Raw genomic sequence first — 16,236 nt, 5'->3', positions numbered from 1 at the left:
AGCCATTGCGCCGGCTTTGCGAGGGGCAAGGCCGTTTTCCGATTCTCCTTGTCGCGCGCCGTGGCCTTCGTCTATGCCCAATTCAAACCAAAATGACCGGCCAGAAACAGCCGGGCCGGATCCGTCGAGAACCATCGCGCCGTCAGGAGTGAACCAAGAATGTCAAACCGCTGTCGCCTCGTCCTGATTGCCCCGCCGCCGGAGCTGGCAGCCAATGACGACAACCATGTCAAGGCGGCGCTTGCCGCCGGCGATGTCGCGTCGCTGATCATTCCCGACTACGGTCAGGACGAGGTCGGCTTCCAGGCGCGCGCCGAGCGGTTGACGCCGATGGCCCAGGCGCGCGGTGTCGCCGTGATGATCGCCGGCGCGCCGCGCATCGCCGCCCGGGTCAAGGCCGACGGCATCCATGTCGAGGGATCGAAGGCCGAGCTTGGCGAGATGGTGGAGAAATACCAGCAGACCATGATGGTCGGCACCGGCGGTATCAAGACGCGCGACGAGGCGCTGGAACGCGGCGAGACACAGCCGGACTATGTCTTCTTCGGTCGCTTCGGCTATGACAACAAACCCGAACCGCACCCACGCAACATGTCGCTCGGCACCTGGTGGTCGGAGATGATACAGATCCCCTGCATCGTTCTTGGCGGCAGCAGCATCGCCTCCGTGGAGGACGTGGCGCGGGGTGGGGCGGACTTCGTGGCCCTTTGCTCGGCCGTCTTTTCCGACGAGACGGATCCGGCGAAAGCCGTGATCGAGGCCAACGCCATTCTCGACCGGGTGGCACAGTCCGAAGGAGTGTGATGATGCGACCCGCACGCTGCCAGATCGCTCTCCTGGCCGTCGCCGCCCTGGTGCTGGCCGGTCCGGCGCTGGCCGCCGACAATGACGCGGTGGAGCAGGCGGTGATCGACGAACCGCTGGTCGACCGGCTCGAGCCGCCGAACAAGACCCCCCTGAAGAGTCCCACCATAGACGCGGTCGATCCCGATCGCTTCGGAACCCTGCCCGATGCCGCCTACGGCGCCTTCCAGCGCGGCTACTACATCACGGCGCACAACCTCGCCCTGCCGCGCGCCGAAAGCGGCGACCCGGCCGCCCAGACGCTGATCGCCGAAATCCACGCGCGCGGCCTCGGCATGCCGCGCAACGCCAGGAAGGCCGCCGAATGGTATGAGAAGGCTGCCCGGCAGGGCGTTCCCGAGGCGCAGTTTCAATACGCGCTGATGCTGATAGACGGCGATTTCACCGCCAAGGACACGGATCGCGCCTTCGAGCTGATGCAGACGGCCGCCGAGGGTGGAAACCGGCTCGCCCAGTTCAACCTGGCCCAGATGATCGTCGACCGACAGCCGAGCTTCGCCGCCGAGAAACGCGCCGTCACCTATTATGAACGCGCCGCCAAGGCGGGGCTTGCCGACGCGCAATACGCCATGGCCCAGGTCTACGCCAACGGCTTCGGCGGCAAGCAGGTGGACGAAAGGGAAGCCGAGCGCTGGCTGAAGCGCGCCGCGACGCAGAATTTCGACACCGCCCAGCTCGATCTCGGCACATGGCTGGTCGAAGGCCGCGGCGGGACGCGCGATCCGAAGACCGGGTTTGGCTGGCTGAAACGCGCCGCGGACGGCGGCAACGTTGCGGCCCAAAACCGGCTCGCCAAGCTTTATCGCGCCGGCGTCGGCACCGACGCCAACACGACCGAGGCGGCCGCCTGGTACATCTCGGCCCGCCGGGCCGGCCTGATCGACCGGGAAATGGAAGGCTTTCTCGCCGGCCTCACGCCGGAGGAGATGAAGGAGGCGATCCAGCGCGCGAACCGGCTGCGCTGACGTTTTCAGCCGGCCCGGTTTGCGCTTCGGCTTGCCTTGGCAGGCGTTTTATGGTCTTGGAAGCGCCAAATCGCGCGCTGATGCGCCGAAGACCATCAGGACGATCCAGCATGAAAATCAACGGCAACGAAATCCGCCCCGGCAACGTCATCGAGCACAATGGCGGCCTGTGGGCGGCGGTCAAGACCAACGCGGTCAAGCCCGGCAAGGGCGGCGCCTACAACCAGGTCGAATTGAAGAACCTGATCGACGGCACCAAGCTCAACGAGCGCTTCCGCGCCGCCGAGACGGTCGAGAAGGTGCGGCTCGAGCAGAAGGACTTCACCTTCCTCTACGAGCAGGGCGAAGCCCTGGTGTTCATGGATTCCGAATCCTACGAGCAGCTCGAGCTGCAGAAGGATTTCGTCGGCGACCGCGCCGCCTTCCTGCAGGACGGCATGACGGTGACGGTGGAGCTCTACGAGGAAAAGCCGATCGGCATTTCGCTGCCCGACCATGTGACCCTCCAGGTGGTCGAGGCCGATCCCGTGGTAAAGGGCCAGACGGCGGCTTCGTCCTACAAGCCGGCGGTGATGGAGAACGGCGTCCGCGTGATGGTGCCGCCCTTCATCTCGGCCGGCGAGAAGATCATCGTCGACACCAACGAGATCACCTATCTGCGCCGCGGCGAATAAGTTCCAGAGCATTTGCAGTCAGGTGGCTCCACCGACGCCCGCATAAATGCGGAAAAACAATGAGATAGACCGGCCCAACAGCAAGCCCGGTCTCACGGCAAGCATACACAAACGAAGGCACAGGTTTCATGGCCCGTTCGGCGATCATCAATGTCATGGTTCAGACCGCGATGAAGGCGGGCCGCTCGCTGGTGCGCGATTTCGGCGAGGTGCAGAACCTGCAGGTTTCGCTGAAGGGACCCGGCGACTATGTCAGCCAGGCCGACCGCAAGGCCGAGGAGATCATCTACAGCGAGTTGTCGCGCGCCCGGCCCGGCTATTCCTTCCTGATGGAGGAAAGCGGCACGGTCGAGGGCGACGACCCGCAGCACCGCTGGATCGTCGACCCGCTCGACGGCACGACCAATTTCCTGCACGGCATACCGGTGTTCTCGATCTCCATCGCACTCGAGCGGCAGGGCCAGCTCGTCGCCGGCGTCATCTACAACCCGGCCATGGATGAGCTCTACACCGCCGAGCGCGGCGGCGGCGCCTTCCTCAACGACCGGCGCCTGCGTGTGGCGGCGCGCACGAAACTGTCCGACGCGGTGATCGGCACCGGCATTCCGCATCTGGGCCGCGGCCATCACGGCGAAGCGCTGCTCGACCTGCGCAACGTGATGGGCGAGACCGCCGGCATTCGCCGGCTCGGCTCCGCCGCCCTCGACCTCGCCTATGTGGCCGCCGGCCGCATGGATGGGTTCTGGGAAGACGCCCTGTCGCCCTGGGACATGGCGGCGGGCATCGTCCTGGTGCGCGAGGCAGGCGGCTTCGTCACCGACCGCGACGGCGGCAACAAGATCTTCGAAACCGGCAAGGTCGTCGCCGGCAATGAGGCGATGCACCGCGCCCTGCTGAAAACGCTCGCCAGGCCGGCGCGCTAGAGCGGGATGAGGAAAAGTGTGAAGCGGTTTTCCGCCCGCATCCCGCTCTAATTTACCGAGAGCGGTCACGTTTATGATTTTGGATTGATTCAATCCAAAATCATCGTGATCTAGTGGTCTGACCGACCCGCATCGGTAATGCTTGCATAAGCAGTTCAACCGCCTCACTTTCAATTTCGTCATATTTGCGATTAGGATCGGCGCTATCAGGAATCATTGCTGGTTCTGCGTTACAACGCATACGAGGAGCAGATGGCCTTGCTGAAATCGCGGGAGGAGGACGAAGCGTCCATCGGGATCGAATACGATCCTCACACGCTGTCCAGCCCTCAGGTCTTTCTCTACTCGATGCTGGTCTTCCTGGCCATCGCCGGCTTCGTCTGTGCCATCCTCTACCGGCAGATCGCCTCGGCCTTCCAGACCAATCCAGGCCTCAACGGCCTGATCCTCGGCGTTCTGCTGATCGGCATCCTGCTCGCCTTCGTGCAGGTCGTCCGCCTCTTTCGCGAGGTGCGCTGGGTCAATTCGTTCCGCGTCGGCAGCGATGCCTCCGATCCTGTGCTTCTGGCGCCGATGAAGGCGCTGTTGAGCCGCTCATCGTCGATGGCGCTGTCGACGTCGTCGATGCGCTCGATCCTCGATTCCATCGCCACCCGGCTCGATGAGAGCCGCGACATCTCGCGCTACCTGATCGGCCTGCTGGTGTTTCTCGGCCTGCTCGGCACCTTCTGGGGCCTGTTGCAGACCATCGGCTCCATCGGCGACACGATCCAGTCCCTCGACCCCGCCTCGGGCAACGCCAACGATGTGCTCGACGCCCTGAAGTCGGGCCTGTCCGCGCCGCTCGACGGCATGGGCACGGCCTTCTCCTCGTCGCTTTTCGGCCTGTCCGGCTCGCTGGTGCTTGGCTTTCTCGACCTGCAGGCGGGCCGCGCGCAAAACCGTTTCTACACGGAGCTGGAAAACTGGCTGTCGTCGGTTACCGACCTCGGTTCGGACTTCGTCGATGGGCGCAACGGCGCTTCAGAGGAAATGCAGGCGCTGGCCGACAAGCTGCGCACCGTGCAGGAAAATGGCGGCGCCAATCCGCGCCTCGCCGCCTCCATGGCCAATCTGGCCGAGGGCATTTCCGGCCTGGTCAAGAACATGCGCCAGGAACAGCAGATGATGCGCGACTGGGTCGAGGCGCAGGCCGAGGAACAGAAGGCGATGCGCACCACGCTGGAAAAGATCGCCACATCGCTGAGAAAGCGGGACAGCTGACATGGCGCTGGCCCGAGGGCGGCGCACCGACCGCCGCGTCGACTACTGGCCGGGCTTCGTCGATGCGATGGCGACGCTGTTGCTCGCCATCATGTTCCTCCTGTCGGTCTTCGTGCTGGCGCAGTATTTCCTCAGCCAGGAGATCACCGGCAAGGACGCCGTGCTCGACCGGCTGAACGCACAGATCAACGAACTGACGCAGCTCTTGGCGCTGGAGCAGGCCAGCACCCAGGACGCCGAGGACGCGCTGGCCAACATGCGCGCCTCGCTGGAGGAGGCCCAGTCCGACAAGTCGCGGCTGGAGCAGATTCTGGCGAGCGGCACCGGGCAGAGCGAGGAGGCCGCGGCGCGCATCGGCGCCTTGAGCGGCGCGCTGGAAAGCGAGCGCCAGCTCAGCCAGCGCGCCCTGAGCCAGGTGGAGTTGCTCAACCAGCAGATCTCCGCCCTGCGCAAGCAGATCGGCGCGCTGGAGGCGGCGCTCGAGGTTTCCGAGAAGCGCGACAGGGAATCGAACACCAAGATCGCCGATCTCGGCCGCCGGCTGAATGTCGCGCTGGCCCAGCGCGTGCAGGAGCTCAACCGCTATCGCTCCGACTTCTTCGGCCGGCTGCGCGAAATCCTCTCCGACCGCGAGAACATCCGCATCGTCGGCGACCGTTTCGTCTTCCAGTCGGAGGTTCTGTTTCCCTCGGGCGCCACGGAGATCAACCCGAACGGCCAGACCGAGATGCGCAAGCTGGCCGACGCGATCCTCGAACTGCAGAAGGAAATCCCGCCGGAGATCAACTGGGTGCTGCGCGTCGACGGCCACACGGACGACGTGCCGCTATCGGGCACCGGGCGCTTCCGCGACAATTGGGAATTGTCCACGGCGCGCTCCACGGCGGTGGTCAAATTCCTGATCGAGAATGGCGTGCCCGCCAACCGGCTGGTCGCCGCCGGCTTCGGCGAGTTCCAGCCGCTCGACCCGGCCGACACGCCGGAAGCGCGCGGCAGGAACCGCCGCATCGAGTTGAAACTCACCGAACGCTGAAGCCCTCCCTCACGCCTTCACGGCCTTGCGAAATCGGACGACTTCGTGTCCCTTGCCCGCGTCTGCAATTGAGGTGTCGCATGTCCTTCCAGAAACTCGATGAACTCGGCCACAAGCTCACCGCCTTTGAGCATGCGCTGGCCATACTCGGTGCCGACGAGGCAACCCATATGGCGCCGGGCGGCGGCGAAGCGCGCGCCGAAGCGATGTCGACGCTGGCCGGCATGGCTCACCGCCAGGCGAGCGCGCCGGAAATCGGCGACTGGATTTCTGCCGCCGAGGCCGAAGACCTGAACGCCGAGCAGAAGACGGCCGTCGCCGAATTCCGCCGCCACTATGTCAACCTGACCTGTCTGCCGACGGAGTTCGTCGAACGGCAGACACGCACGCGCATGCGCTGCGAGCAGCTTTGGCGCGAACTCAGGGCGAAGGGCGATTGGGCGGGCTTCCTGCCGGCGCTCGAAGGCGTGGTCGAGCTTGCCCGCGAGGAGGCCGCCCTGCGCGCTAGCGTGCTCGGCCTTTCGCCCTATGACGCCCTGATGGAGCAGTTCGATCCAGGCAACCGCGTTGCCGACATCGCGCCGATATTCGCCGAGTTGAAGACGTTCCTCGTCGACTTCGTTCCCAAGGCTCTGGAAGCTCAGGCCAAACGCCGCGAGAAACTTCCACTGCGGCCGCTGTCGGGCAATTATCCCATCGACAGGCAGCGCGAGCTGGGCCTTGCGATGATGGCCGCCGTCGGCTTCGACCTGACGCGCGGCAGCCTGTCCGTGTCGCATCATCCGTTCTGCGGCGGCGTGCCAACCGACGTGCGCATCACCACGCGCTACAAGACCACCGAGTTCCTGTCGTCGCTGATGGGCATATTGCACGAGACCGGACACGCGCTCTATGAGCAGAACCTGCCGCGCGAATGGGCGCATTGGCCGCTCGGCAAGGCGCGCGGCATGGCGATGCACGAAAGCCAGAGCCTGTTCGTCGAAAAGCAGATCGGCCGCAACCCCGCCTTCTGGGAATGGGCGCTGCCGGTGGTGGAGAAGCATCTCGGCGAGCAATGGTCGAAGGACGAAATTCTGGCCCACGTGCACCACGTCGAGCGCGGTCTGATCCGCGTCGATGCCGACGAGGTGACCTATCCGCTGCATGTCATCCTGCGCTTCGAACTGGAGCAGGGATTGATTTCAGGCGACCTGGAGGCCCGCGACTTGCCGGAAGCCTGGGACCGGAAGATGCGCGACTATCTCGGCCTGTCCACCATCGACGCGCCGCAGGATGGCCCGATGCAGGACGTCCACTGGCCGTCCGCCGCCTTCGGCTACTTCCCCTCCTACACGCTGGGCGCGATGATCGCCGCGCAGCAATGGGCGGCGATCGAGCGGGAAATGCCGGACGTGGAGGCGCAGTTCGCCAAGGGCCGGTTCGACGCCGTCAACGAATGGCGAAATGAAAAGATCTGGTCGCAGGCTTCGCTCTGGTCGACACCGCAACTGATCGAGCGGGCGACCGGTGAACCGCTGAACGCCGCGCATTTCACGGCGCATCTCGAGGCGCGCTACGGCGAATGATCGCGGCCGGGGTAATGGTTGTGGCCGCCCCTCACCCGCCCTCTTGCCCGCTCTCCCAAAGCATCCGACAGTAGCGCCCGCCTGCTTTGGGAGGAGACATGGTTGAGACCTATGACGCGATCATTGTCGGCGCCGGCCTTGCCGGCCTGACCGCCGCCGCAGAACTGGCCGATGCCGGCAGAAGCGTCGCCATTGTCGAACAGGAGGGCGAGAATTCGCTGGGCGGACAGGCCTTCTGGTCGCTGGGCGGCCTGTTCTTCGTCGACAGCCCGGAGCAGCGCCGCATGCGCATCCGCGACAGCCGGGAACTCGCCCTGCAGGACTGGATGGGATCGGCGCAGTTCGACCGCGACGAGGATTTCTGGCCGCGTCGCGTGGCCGAAGCCTATATCGATTTCGCCGTCGGCGAGATGCGCCCCTGGCTGCACGCGATGGGCATGCGCTGGTTTCCCGTCGTCGGCTGGGCCGAGCGCGGCGGCGCGCTGGCCGACGGGCACGGCAATTCCGTGCCGCGCTTCCACATCACCTGGGGCACCGGCCCGGGCGTCGTCGAGCCGTTCGCGCGCCGGGTCCTGGCCCATGTGGAGGCAGGACGCATCAAGCTGAAATTCCGTCACCGCGCAAGCCGGCTCACCCGCACGGGCAACGCCGTCACAGGCGTTGCCGGCGAGATGCTGGAGCCCTCGACGGTTGAGCGCGGCCGGCAATCCGGGCGCGCGACGATCGGCGACTTCGCGCTTGCCGCCAATGCGGTGATCGTCGCCTCGGGCGGCATCGGCGGCGATCTGGAGCTGGTGCGCCGGAACTGGCCGGCAAAACGCCTCGGCCCGGCCCCCAAAAGCATGATCGCCGGCGTGCCGCACCATGTGGATGGCCGGATGATCGAGATCACGCGGCAGGCCGGCGGCGCGACGATCAACACCGACCGCATGTGGCATTACACCGAAGGCGTCAGGAACTGGGCGCCGATCTGGCCCAACCACGGCATCCGCATCCTGCCCGGCCCCTCCTCGCTTTGGTTCGACGCTCATGGCGACCGCCTGCCCGCCCCCTGCCTGCCCGGCTTCGACACGCTGTCGACGTTGAAGCACATCCTGGGTACGGGCCATGAATATTCGTGGTTCGTCCTGACCCAGAAGATCATCGAGAAGGAATTCGCCCTTTCCGGCTCCGAACAGAACCCCGACTTGACGTCGAAAAGCTGGCTGAACGTCCTGCGGAGCCGGCGCGGCAAGGGCGCCCCGCCGCCGGTCGAGGCGTTCAAGGAGAAGGGCGAGGATTTCGTCGTCCGCGACGACCTCACCGCGCTGGTGGACGGCATGAATGCGCTTTCCGGCGAAAACCTGATCGATCACGACTGCTTGCTGGCGCAGATCGAGGCGCGCGACCGGGAGATCGACAACCCCTTCTCCAAGGACGCGCAGGTGATCGCCATTCGCGGCGCGCGCAACTATCTGGGCGACAGGCTGATCCGCACGGCGAAGCCGCACAAGATTCTCGACCCCGCCAACGGGCCGCTGATCGCCGTCCGCCTGCATGTGCTGACGCGCAAGACGCTGGGCGGCCTGCACACCAATCTCGACGGCCAGGTGCTCGATGCCGGCGGCCAACCGGTGCCAGGCCTCTATGCCGCCGGCGAGGTGGCGGGCTTCGGCGGCGGCGGCTATCACGGCTACAACGCCTTGGAGGGAACCTTTCTCGGTGGCTGCATCTTTTCCGGCCGCAATGCGGGCCGGCACGCGGCGAAAGCCTGAGCGGACTTGCCAGCGCAGGCCGCCTCGGCGCAATCTGCGCCATCATGACAGCGACCGTGCAAGAGACCGATTCCCCATCCACCGTCGAGACCGTCGCCGACGCCATCACCGCCGCCGTGCGCGGCGGGCGGCTGGTGCCCGGCCAGAGGCTGACGGAGAGCGAGTTCACCGGCCGCCTCGGCGTCTCGCGCTCCTCCGTGCGCGAGGCGTTCCGCCGGCTGACGGCCGATGGGTTGTTGGCGGCCGAGCCGCATCGCGGCGTCACCGTGCGCCAGCTCTCACGCCGCGAGGTGGATAATCTGTTCGAGGTGCGCGGTGCGCTGGAGGCACTGGCCGTGCAATTGGCGCTGCCGGCGCTCAACGCCGCGCCGGCCCCGCTCCTTGCCCTGCAGGCCGAGCTGGACGCGGCAGCCGGGGCCGGTGAAATGAACCGCTTTTCCGAACTCAACGGCCGCTTCCACCGCATGTTTCGCCTTTACGCCGAAAACCCGCTCCTCGACGAGACGCTGACCCGCCTGTCGAACTCGCTCTACTGGCTGCAGTTCCGCGTGCTGGTCGACCGCGCCGAGGTGTTCGAGACCAACCGCCACCACCAGCTTCTGACCGCCTGCATCACCGCCGATGATGCGGCGGGGGCCGACGCCGCCATGCGGGAGCATGTCGAAACCGCGCGGCGTCTCATTCAGTCGCTGCCCGACGATCATTTCGCGCCGGCCGCGCATCCATAGACAGCCCCGCCATTGGGAGGCGTGACCGCCGCGAAACTTGACGAATGGCCAATTCTCATTGATTGTCTGACAAAATTATCAGACAAACAGAGGAGGCGTTTCATGACCGCGCACACGACCAAGGAATACCGCCCCATTCCCCTGCCTGATTTCCAGGAAATCCCGGTCGAGGAGATGCGGTCGCGGGCCAGGGCCTTCTATGAGGAGATCCGCACCCGCCACACGGTCCGCGACTTCTCCACGCGGCCAGTGCCGCGCGACATCATCGAGACCTGCATCATGGCGGCCGGCACGGCGCCCAACGGCGCCAACCACCAGCCCTGGCACTTCGCCGTCATCGGCGATCCGGCGCTCAAGAAGCAGATCCGCGAGGCGGCGGAAATCGAGGAAAGGACATTCTACGAGGGCCGCGCCGGCGAGGAATGGCTGCAGGCCCTCGCGCCGCTCGGCACGGATGCCAGCAAACCGTTTCTCGAGGAAGCGCCCTGGCTGATCTGCATTTTCGGCGAACGCAAGAGCCGTTCGGCCGACGGCGTGGCGCGCAAGAACTACTACGTGCCCGAATCCGTCAGCATCGCCACGGGCTTCCTCATCACGGCGCTGCACCGGGCCGGCCTGGCAACGCTGACCCATACGCCGAACCCGATGAGCTTCCTCAATGAACTGTGCGGCCGCCACCCGCACGACAAGCCCTACATCCTGATGGTGGTCGGCTATCCGAAGGAAGGCGCAACGATCCCCGCCCACGCGATCGAGAAAAAGCCGATCGAGGAGATCGCGACATTTCTTTGAGGGTTGCTTGACTGATGGCGATCCATGGGCTTGCTCCTCATCCGCCTGCCGGCACCTACTCCCCGTGAACGGGGAGGGTGAAGGACAGCGCCAAGACCCGCCGCCTTACTCTGCCGCATCCCCGAACGCATTGGCGCCGGCCTCGAATTGCAGGCTTGCGAGCTTGGCATAGATGCCGCCCTTGGCGACAAGCGCTGCGTGCGTGCCTTCCTCGACGATGCGCCCGTCATCCAGCACCAGGATGCGGTCTGCCTTCAGCACGGTCGCCAGGCGATGGGCGATGACCAGCGTCGTGCGCTCGCGCATCAGATGCTCCAGCGCCGTCTGCACCAGCGTCTCGCTCTGCGAATCGAGCGCCGATGTGGCCTCGTCGAGCAGCAGGATCGGCGCGTCACGCAGGATGGCACGGGCAATCGCCACGCGCTGCCGCTGGCCGCCCGACAGCGTCACGCCGCGCTCGCCCACCTGGGTGTCGTAGCCCTCCGCCAGCTCGCTGATGAAATCATGCGCCAGTGCTGCCCTGGCTGCCGCCTCGATCTCGGCGCGCGAGGCGTCCGGCCGGCCGAAGGCGATGTTCTCGGCAGCGGTCGCCGCGAAGATGGTGACGTCCTGCGGCACGACGGCCATGCGCCCGCGCAACGCCTGCGGGTCGGCTTGGCGCGCATCGACGCCATCGACCAGAACCCGGCCGCCATCGGCATCGTAGTAGCGCAGGAGCAGCGAGAAGATCGTCGTCTTGCCGGCGCCCGAAGGCCCGACGATCGCCACCGTCTCGCCCGGCTCCACCGTGAACGACAGGCCGTGCAGGGCCGAACGGTCCGGCCGCGTCGGGTAGGCGAAGGAAACGGCGTCGAACGTCACCGCGCCCCTGGCCGGCTCCGGCAGGGCCACCGGTTTGGCCGGCGCGACGATGGCGGGCTCCTCGGCCAGAAGTTCGCTCATGCGCTCGGCCGCGCCCGCCGCCTGCGAAAGCTCGCCCCAAACCTCAGACAGCGCGCCGAGCGCGCCGGCCGCCAGCACCGAATAGAGCAGGAACTGGCCGAGCGTGCCCGGCGTCATGGCGCCGGACAACACGTCGCGCGAGCCGAACCAGAGCACCGCCACCACCGAGGTGAAGGTCAGGAAGATGGCGAAGAAGGTCAGGAACGACCGCGCCATGATGGAAGAGCGCGCCGCGGCAAAGGCAGTCTCGATGGCGCCGGCGAATTTTTTCGTCACCGCCGCCTCGCCGGTGAAGGCCTGCAGCGTGCGCACCGCGCCGATCTGCTCGCTGGCATAGGCGGTGGCATCGGCCAGCGTGTCCTGCGCGAAGCGCGAGCGGCGGCGCACGGAGCGGCCGAAGGCCACCAGCGGCAGGACGATGACCGGGATCGCCGCGACCACCAGCAGCGACAGGCGCGGGCTGGTCACCACCATCATGCCGACCGCGCCGAGCCCCATGATGAGATTGCGCAGCGCCACCGAAGCGGTCGCGCCGACGGCTGATTTCACCTGCGTCGCGTCGGCAGAAAGCCGCGAGACGATCTCGCCCGACTGCACGCTGTCGTAGAAGGCCGGTGAAAGCCGTGTCACATGGGCAAACACGTCACGGCGCAAATCGGCCACCACCCGCTCGCCCAGTGTGATGACGAAGAAATAACGGCCGGCCGAAGCGAGCGCCAGGACGGCTGCAATGACGATCAGCATCGAAAAATAATTGGCGATGAAGATCGAATCGGATTCGGAAAAGCCGTGATCGATCATTCGCCTGACGGCCAGCGGCAGGGTCAGGGTGGCAATCGCCGCCATCACCAGGAAGACAAGCGCGCCGAGCGCCAGGCCGCGATAGCGCCCGACATAGGGGAGAAGGCGCCTGAGCGGCTTCAGCGAACGTCGCCTGGCGGCCGCCTCTGTTGAACCGGACGCCGTGTCTGAGCCCGCCATTGCCTGCCTTTCTGCCTACGCCATGCCCAGGCGGAGAAATTCTGCCCCGCTCAAGCCTTGTCTTGCCGGAACGCCTGATGTATAGGCACGCCAACCATTTCCGAAGCCGTAGCCTTCCTTGGCCGCGGCTTCAAGTTTTCAAGATGGGTGCAATTGCCGCAACGCGGGTTCGATTGGCATCCCGAGAGAGTTCAGGACAGACCGATGAAAGCCGAAATTCATCCCGACTACCACACCATCAAGGTCGTCATGACAGACGGCACCGAGTACGAGACGCGCTCCACCTGGGGCAAGGAAGGCGCCACGCTGCAGCTCGACATCGACCCGTCCACCCATCCGGCATGGACCGGCGGCCAGCAGTCGCTCATGGATCGCGGCGGCCGCGTGTCGAAGTTCAAGAAGCGTTACGAGGGTCTCGGCATCTAAACCGTCCTTCATCGCCAAGCTTTCAAAAAACCCGCCTCACTCAGGCGGGTTTTTTGTTGCCGTCTTGTCGATATGGCCGAGGTCGCGCTCCGGGTCGATGATATCGCGGACGCGCTGCTTCAGCACCTTGGCCTCGGGAAAGCCGCCATCGCGCTTGCGCTCCCAGATGAGCACGCCGTCGCAGGCCACCTCGAAGATGCCGCCCGTGCCGGGCTTGAGGCTGACCTCGGCAAGCTCGATGGAAAAGGTCGAGAGCAGCTCCTGCGCCAGCCAGGCCGAGCGCAGGAGCCATTGGCACTGCGTGCAATAGGTGATCGCGACGCGGTGCTCGCTCATCCGCGTCAGGCCGCGCTGAGCTTGGCCAGCGTTTCGTCGTCGACCTCGAAATTGGCATAGACGTTCTGCACGTCGTCATCGTCTTCCAGCGTGGCGACCAGCTTCAGGATCGACTGGGCGCGGTCCTCGTCGACCGGCGTGCCGGTCTGCGGACGCCAGATCGCCTTGACGGATTCGGCTTCGCCGAGCGACGCTTCCAGCGCCGAAGTGACCTCGCCGATATCCTCGAAACCGCAAATGATGACATGCCCGTTCTCGTCGGACTGCACGTCCTCGGCGCCGGCCTCGATGGCCGCTTCCATCACCTTGTCCGCATCGCCGGCGCTCACCGGATAGACGATCTCGCCCACCCGGTCGAACATGAAGGACACGGAGCCCGTTTCGCCCATTGCCCCGCCAGCCTTGGCAAAGGCGGCGCGGACGTTCGAGGCGGAGCGGTTGCGGTTGTCGGTCAGCGCCTCGACGATGAGCGCGACGCCGCCCGGACCATAGCCCTCGTAGCGCACTTCCTCATAGTTCTCCGCATCGCCGCCGGACGCCTTCTTGATGGCGCGCTCGATGTTGTCCTTCGGCATGGACTGCGCCTTGGCGTTCTGCACGGCCAGGCGCAAGCGCGGGTTCATGTCCGGATCGGGCAGTCCCGCCTTGGCGGCAACGGTGATTTCGCGCGCCAGCTTGGAAAACATCTTCGAACGGACGGCATCCTGCCGTCCCTTGCGGTGCATGATGTTCTTGAATTGGGAATGACCGGCCATGGGGCTCCTTTTCACGGACTTTTGAAAACATCGGAATTGCCGCGCCTTATAGTGAAAATGCCTGCCAACGTCCAGAAGCGCAAGCGATGGACGTTGGCGGGCGGACGCGATTTGACGGACCATTCCTGCTTGCCGAAACGGGAGATACCCATGACAGCCGCGATGACCGCCTTCCGCACCATTGCCATCCTATGGTCGTTCCTGATGCTGCCGCTTGCCGTTGCCCACGCCCAGACCGAGCGACCAAGCACCTGCCTTGCCATGGCGCGCGCATTGCCGAACGTGATCTACGCCTCCCTCGCCGTGCCGGCGGCGAGCGCCGGCTCCGTCACCATCACCTATGCCGGCCACTCCACCTACATCATCGAGACGCCGGCCGGCGTCACCATCGCCACCGATTTTTCCGGCGCGTATGGAACGAGCTTCTCGCCGCGCGTCGTCACCATGAACAAGGCGCACGGAACCCATTTCACCATGAACCCGGATCCGGCCATCGAGCATGTGCTGCCCGGCTGGAACCCGGAAGGCGGCCAGGCCAGGCATTCCCTGCTTGTCGATGACGTCTACATCCGCAACGTGACCACCGACATCCGCCGCTATGGCGCGATGGAGGCCGACGCCAATTCGATCTTCATCTTCGAGGTCGCCGGCCTGTGCATCGGCCATCTCGGCCACCTGCACCACCAGCTGGAGGACACGCATTATGCGGCGATCGGCCGGCTCGACGTGCTGATGGTGCCAGTCGATGGCGGGCTGACGCTTTCGCTGGACGGCATGAGCGAGATCGCCAGGCGGCTCTCGTCCTCGGTGATCCTGCCGATGCACCGCCACGCCACGCCGCTCAGCGCCTTTACGGGCCGCATGGGCGAAGGCTTCGACCTGGACTTCCGCGATACGCGCAGCATCGCCGTATCCCTCGACACGCTGCCGAGAAGGCCGACCATCATCATTCTGCAGGGCGTGTGAAACCCCTCCCGCGCAGGCGGGAGGGGTACCGTCTCACGCCGCCAGGCGCGGCGTCAACGCATCGAGCTCGACATGGCCGAGGAAGCCGCCGCTGGTTTTGGCGGGCTTGCCGTCCTCGATCGCGTGGGCGAAAATGACACCCGGATCAGCCTCGAGCTTCTGCCGGTAGGCATGAAGGCGCGGATACTCCTTCTCCAGGTCGAACAGGCCAAGATCCTCGCCCCATCGGGCGATGCCGACGAAATAGGCATCGGCAACCGTGCGGGCGTCACCCACCAGCCAGTCGCGCCCGTCAACCATCTCCTGCAGCCGTGCATAGCACCGCGCCGCACTGTCACGCGCCGTCGCGCGCAGCACCTCCCGCTCCGGCGCCCCCTCATCGAGCTTGAAGGCATGCCACGCCGGCGCGAAGGCGGAATGGAAATCCGTGTGCAGGAAGGACAACACACTGTTCAGCCGGTCGAATTCACGCGTTTCCTGCGAGAAACCGAGCCCGCGGGCGAAATCGCGCTTGGCCAGATTGTACATGATGGCGAGGCTTTCCGTCAGCGGTTCTCCGTCCTCCAGCAGAAGCGCCGGCGTGGCGCCGAGCGGGCTGATCTTGGCGAAGACGGCGCTGTCGGGCTTGGAAAGCATGTCGATGCGGCCGAGCCGATAGGGCTGGCCAAGCCACTCCAGCGCGACGATCGAGCCGAATGAGCAGCCATGCGGCACGCCATAGAAGAGAACTGGTTCCATGATTGGGGTCCTGAATGTTGTGAACGATGAAGCGGTTGATCCCGCCCGACGGTTCGGCAAATCTAAGCACCGCTTGCCATTCGGCAAGTACCGACTATTTTGTAAGGTACCGACCTTTCGGTAAGAATTGAGGAATTCCATGGCAAAATTCCAACCAGAAAGTTGCGGCCTCGGGCCGGCCTTCCAGGTGATCGGCGGCAAATGGAAAGCCCTCCTCCTGTGGCTGGTGCACACCGAGCCGCGCCGCTTCGGTGAATTGAAGCGGCTCGTTCCCGACATCAGCGAGAAAATGCTGATCCAGCAATTGCGTGAAATGGAGAGCGATGGTCTGGTTCACCGCGAGGTGTTTCATCAGGTGCCGCCGAGGGTCGAGTATTCCGCCACCGAACTCGGCAAATCCCTCGACGAAGCGCTGACGCCGCTGGCCAATTGGGGACACAAGCACGGCGCCGCAATCATCGCCCGCAACATCGAGAACGCCTGACCGGGCCGATCGCAAACACGACCGGAAATGAAAAAGGGAGGCCGAAC

Annotated in this window: 17 protein-coding genes; 13 read left to right on the top strand and 4 right to left on the bottom strand. The window is 65.4% G+C overall.

Annotated features, from left to right (window positions below; genetic code table 11):
• Nucleotides 1-159: 159 nt before the first annotated feature.
• From AB843_RS01670 to AB843_RS01625, 10 genes are all read left to right on the top strand, one after another.
• Nucleotides 160-804 carry a thiamine phosphate synthase gene (locus AB843_RS01670; RefSeq protein ID WP_048645022.1) on the top strand — a complete coding sequence of 215 codons (645 nt, stop codon included), beginning with the start codon at nt 160-162 and terminating at the stop codon, nt 802-804.
• Nucleotides 805-806: 2 nt separating this feature from the next.
• A complete protein-coding gene (locus AB843_RS01665) occupies nt 807-1,829 on the top strand; it encodes a tetratricopeptide repeat protein (protein WP_053086084.1) in 1,023 nt (340 codons plus the stop codon).
• A 110-nt stretch (nt 1,830-1,939) separates the two neighbouring features.
• Nucleotides 1,940-2,503, top strand: a complete 564-nt coding sequence (efp, locus tag AB843_RS01660) for an elongation factor P (RefSeq protein ID WP_048645021.1) — start codon at nt 1,940-1,942, stop codon at nt 2,501-2,503.
• A gap of 128 nt (nt 2,504-2,631) precedes the next feature.
• Nucleotides 2,632-3,426, top strand: a complete 795-nt coding sequence (locus tag AB843_RS01655) for an inositol monophosphatase family protein (RefSeq protein WP_048645020.1) — start codon at nt 2,632-2,634, stop codon at nt 3,424-3,426.
• Nucleotides 3,427-3,678: 252 nt separating this feature from the next.
• The gene (locus AB843_RS01650) at nt 3,679-4,689 is read left to right on the top strand and encodes a MotA/TolQ/ExbB proton channel family protein (protein ID WP_048645200.1); all 1,011 of its coding nucleotides are present in this window, start codon (nt 3,679-3,681) and stop codon (nt 4,687-4,689) included.
• 1 nt (nt 4,690) lies between these two features.
• Complete coding sequence (locus AB843_RS01645; protein ID WP_048645019.1) at nt 4,691-5,722, top strand: peptidoglycan -binding protein; 1,032 nt, start codon at nt 4,691-4,693, stop codon at nt 5,720-5,722.
• An 80-nt stretch (nt 5,723-5,802) separates the two neighbouring features.
• On the top strand, nt 5,803-7,287 hold the full coding sequence (locus AB843_RS01640; protein WP_048645018.1) for a carboxypeptidase M32: 1,485 nt from the start codon (nt 5,803-5,805) through the stop codon (nt 7,285-7,287).
• Nucleotides 7,288-7,385: 98 nt separating this feature from the next.
• Nucleotides 7,386-9,041: an FAD-binding dehydrogenase gene (locus AB843_RS01635; RefSeq protein ID WP_048645017.1), complete on the top strand. Its 1,656-nt coding sequence runs from the start codon at nt 7,386-7,388 to the stop codon at nt 9,039-9,041.
• 56 nt (nt 9,042-9,097) lie between these two features.
• Entirely contained in the window at nt 9,098-9,769 is a 672-nt protein-coding gene (locus tag AB843_RS01630) for a GntR family transcriptional regulator (protein ID WP_244467868.1), read from the top strand.
• Between the two features lie 102 nt (nt 9,770-9,871).
• Entirely contained in the window at nt 9,872-10,561 is a 690-nt protein-coding gene (locus AB843_RS01625; protein WP_048645015.1) for a nitroreductase family protein, read from the top strand.
• 105 nt (nt 10,562-10,666) lie between these two features.
• On the opposite strand, the gene AB843_RS01620 is transcribed toward AB843_RS01625, so the two are convergent.
• Nucleotides 10,667-12,484, bottom strand: a complete 1,818-nt coding sequence (locus tag AB843_RS01620) for an ABC transporter transmembrane domain-containing protein (RefSeq protein ID WP_048645014.1) — start codon at nt 12,482-12,484, stop codon at nt 10,667-10,669.
• Nucleotides 12,485-12,688: 204 nt separating this feature from the next.
• On the opposite strand from AB843_RS01620, the gene rpmE reads away from it, so the two are divergent.
• The gene (rpmE, locus tag AB843_RS01615; protein ID WP_048645013.1) at nt 12,689-12,910 is read left to right on the top strand and encodes a 50S ribosomal protein L31; all 222 of its coding nucleotides are present in this window, start codon (nt 12,689-12,691) and stop codon (nt 12,908-12,910) included.
• Nucleotides 12,911-12,946: 36 nt separating this feature from the next.
• Here the strand turns inward: rpmE and AB843_RS01610 are convergent, their stop codons facing one another.
• Both AB843_RS01610 and AB843_RS01605 read right to left on the bottom strand, forming a co-directional pair.
• Complete coding sequence (locus AB843_RS01610) at nt 12,947-13,246, bottom strand: Rdx family protein (protein WP_048645012.1); 300 nt, start codon at nt 13,244-13,246, stop codon at nt 12,947-12,949.
• Nucleotides 13,247-13,251: 5 nt separating this feature from the next.
• A complete protein-coding gene (locus tag AB843_RS01605) occupies nt 13,252-14,001 on the bottom strand; it encodes a YebC/PmpR family DNA-binding transcriptional regulator (protein WP_048645011.1) in 750 nt (249 codons plus the stop codon).
• Between the two features lie 150 nt (nt 14,002-14,151).
• On the opposite strand from AB843_RS01605, the gene AB843_RS01600 reads away from it, so the two are divergent.
• Complete coding sequence (locus AB843_RS01600) at nt 14,152-14,967, top strand: MBL fold metallo-hydrolase (protein ID WP_425286787.1); 816 nt, start codon at nt 14,152-14,154, stop codon at nt 14,965-14,967.
• Between the two features lie 33 nt (nt 14,968-15,000).
• On the opposite strand, the gene AB843_RS01595 is transcribed toward AB843_RS01600, so the two are convergent.
• Complete coding sequence (locus AB843_RS01595; RefSeq protein WP_048645010.1) at nt 15,001-15,705, bottom strand: glutathione S-transferase family protein; 705 nt, start codon at nt 15,703-15,705, stop codon at nt 15,001-15,003.
• 139 nt (nt 15,706-15,844) lie between these two features.
• Between AB843_RS01595 and AB843_RS01590 the strand changes: the two genes are divergently transcribed.
• A complete protein-coding gene (locus AB843_RS01590) occupies nt 15,845-16,189 on the top strand; it encodes a winged helix-turn-helix transcriptional regulator (protein ID WP_048645009.1) in 345 nt (114 codons plus the stop codon).
• Nucleotides 16,190-16,236 lie beyond the last annotated feature (47 nt).

Source organism: Nitratireductor soli, from assembly GCF_001050155.1.
In the GTDB taxonomy this organism is placed as follows: domain Bacteria; phylum Pseudomonadota; class Alphaproteobacteria; order Rhizobiales; family Rhizobiaceae; genus Nitratireductor; species Nitratireductor soli.
This window is presented reverse-complemented; position numbering and strand designations above follow the sequence as displayed.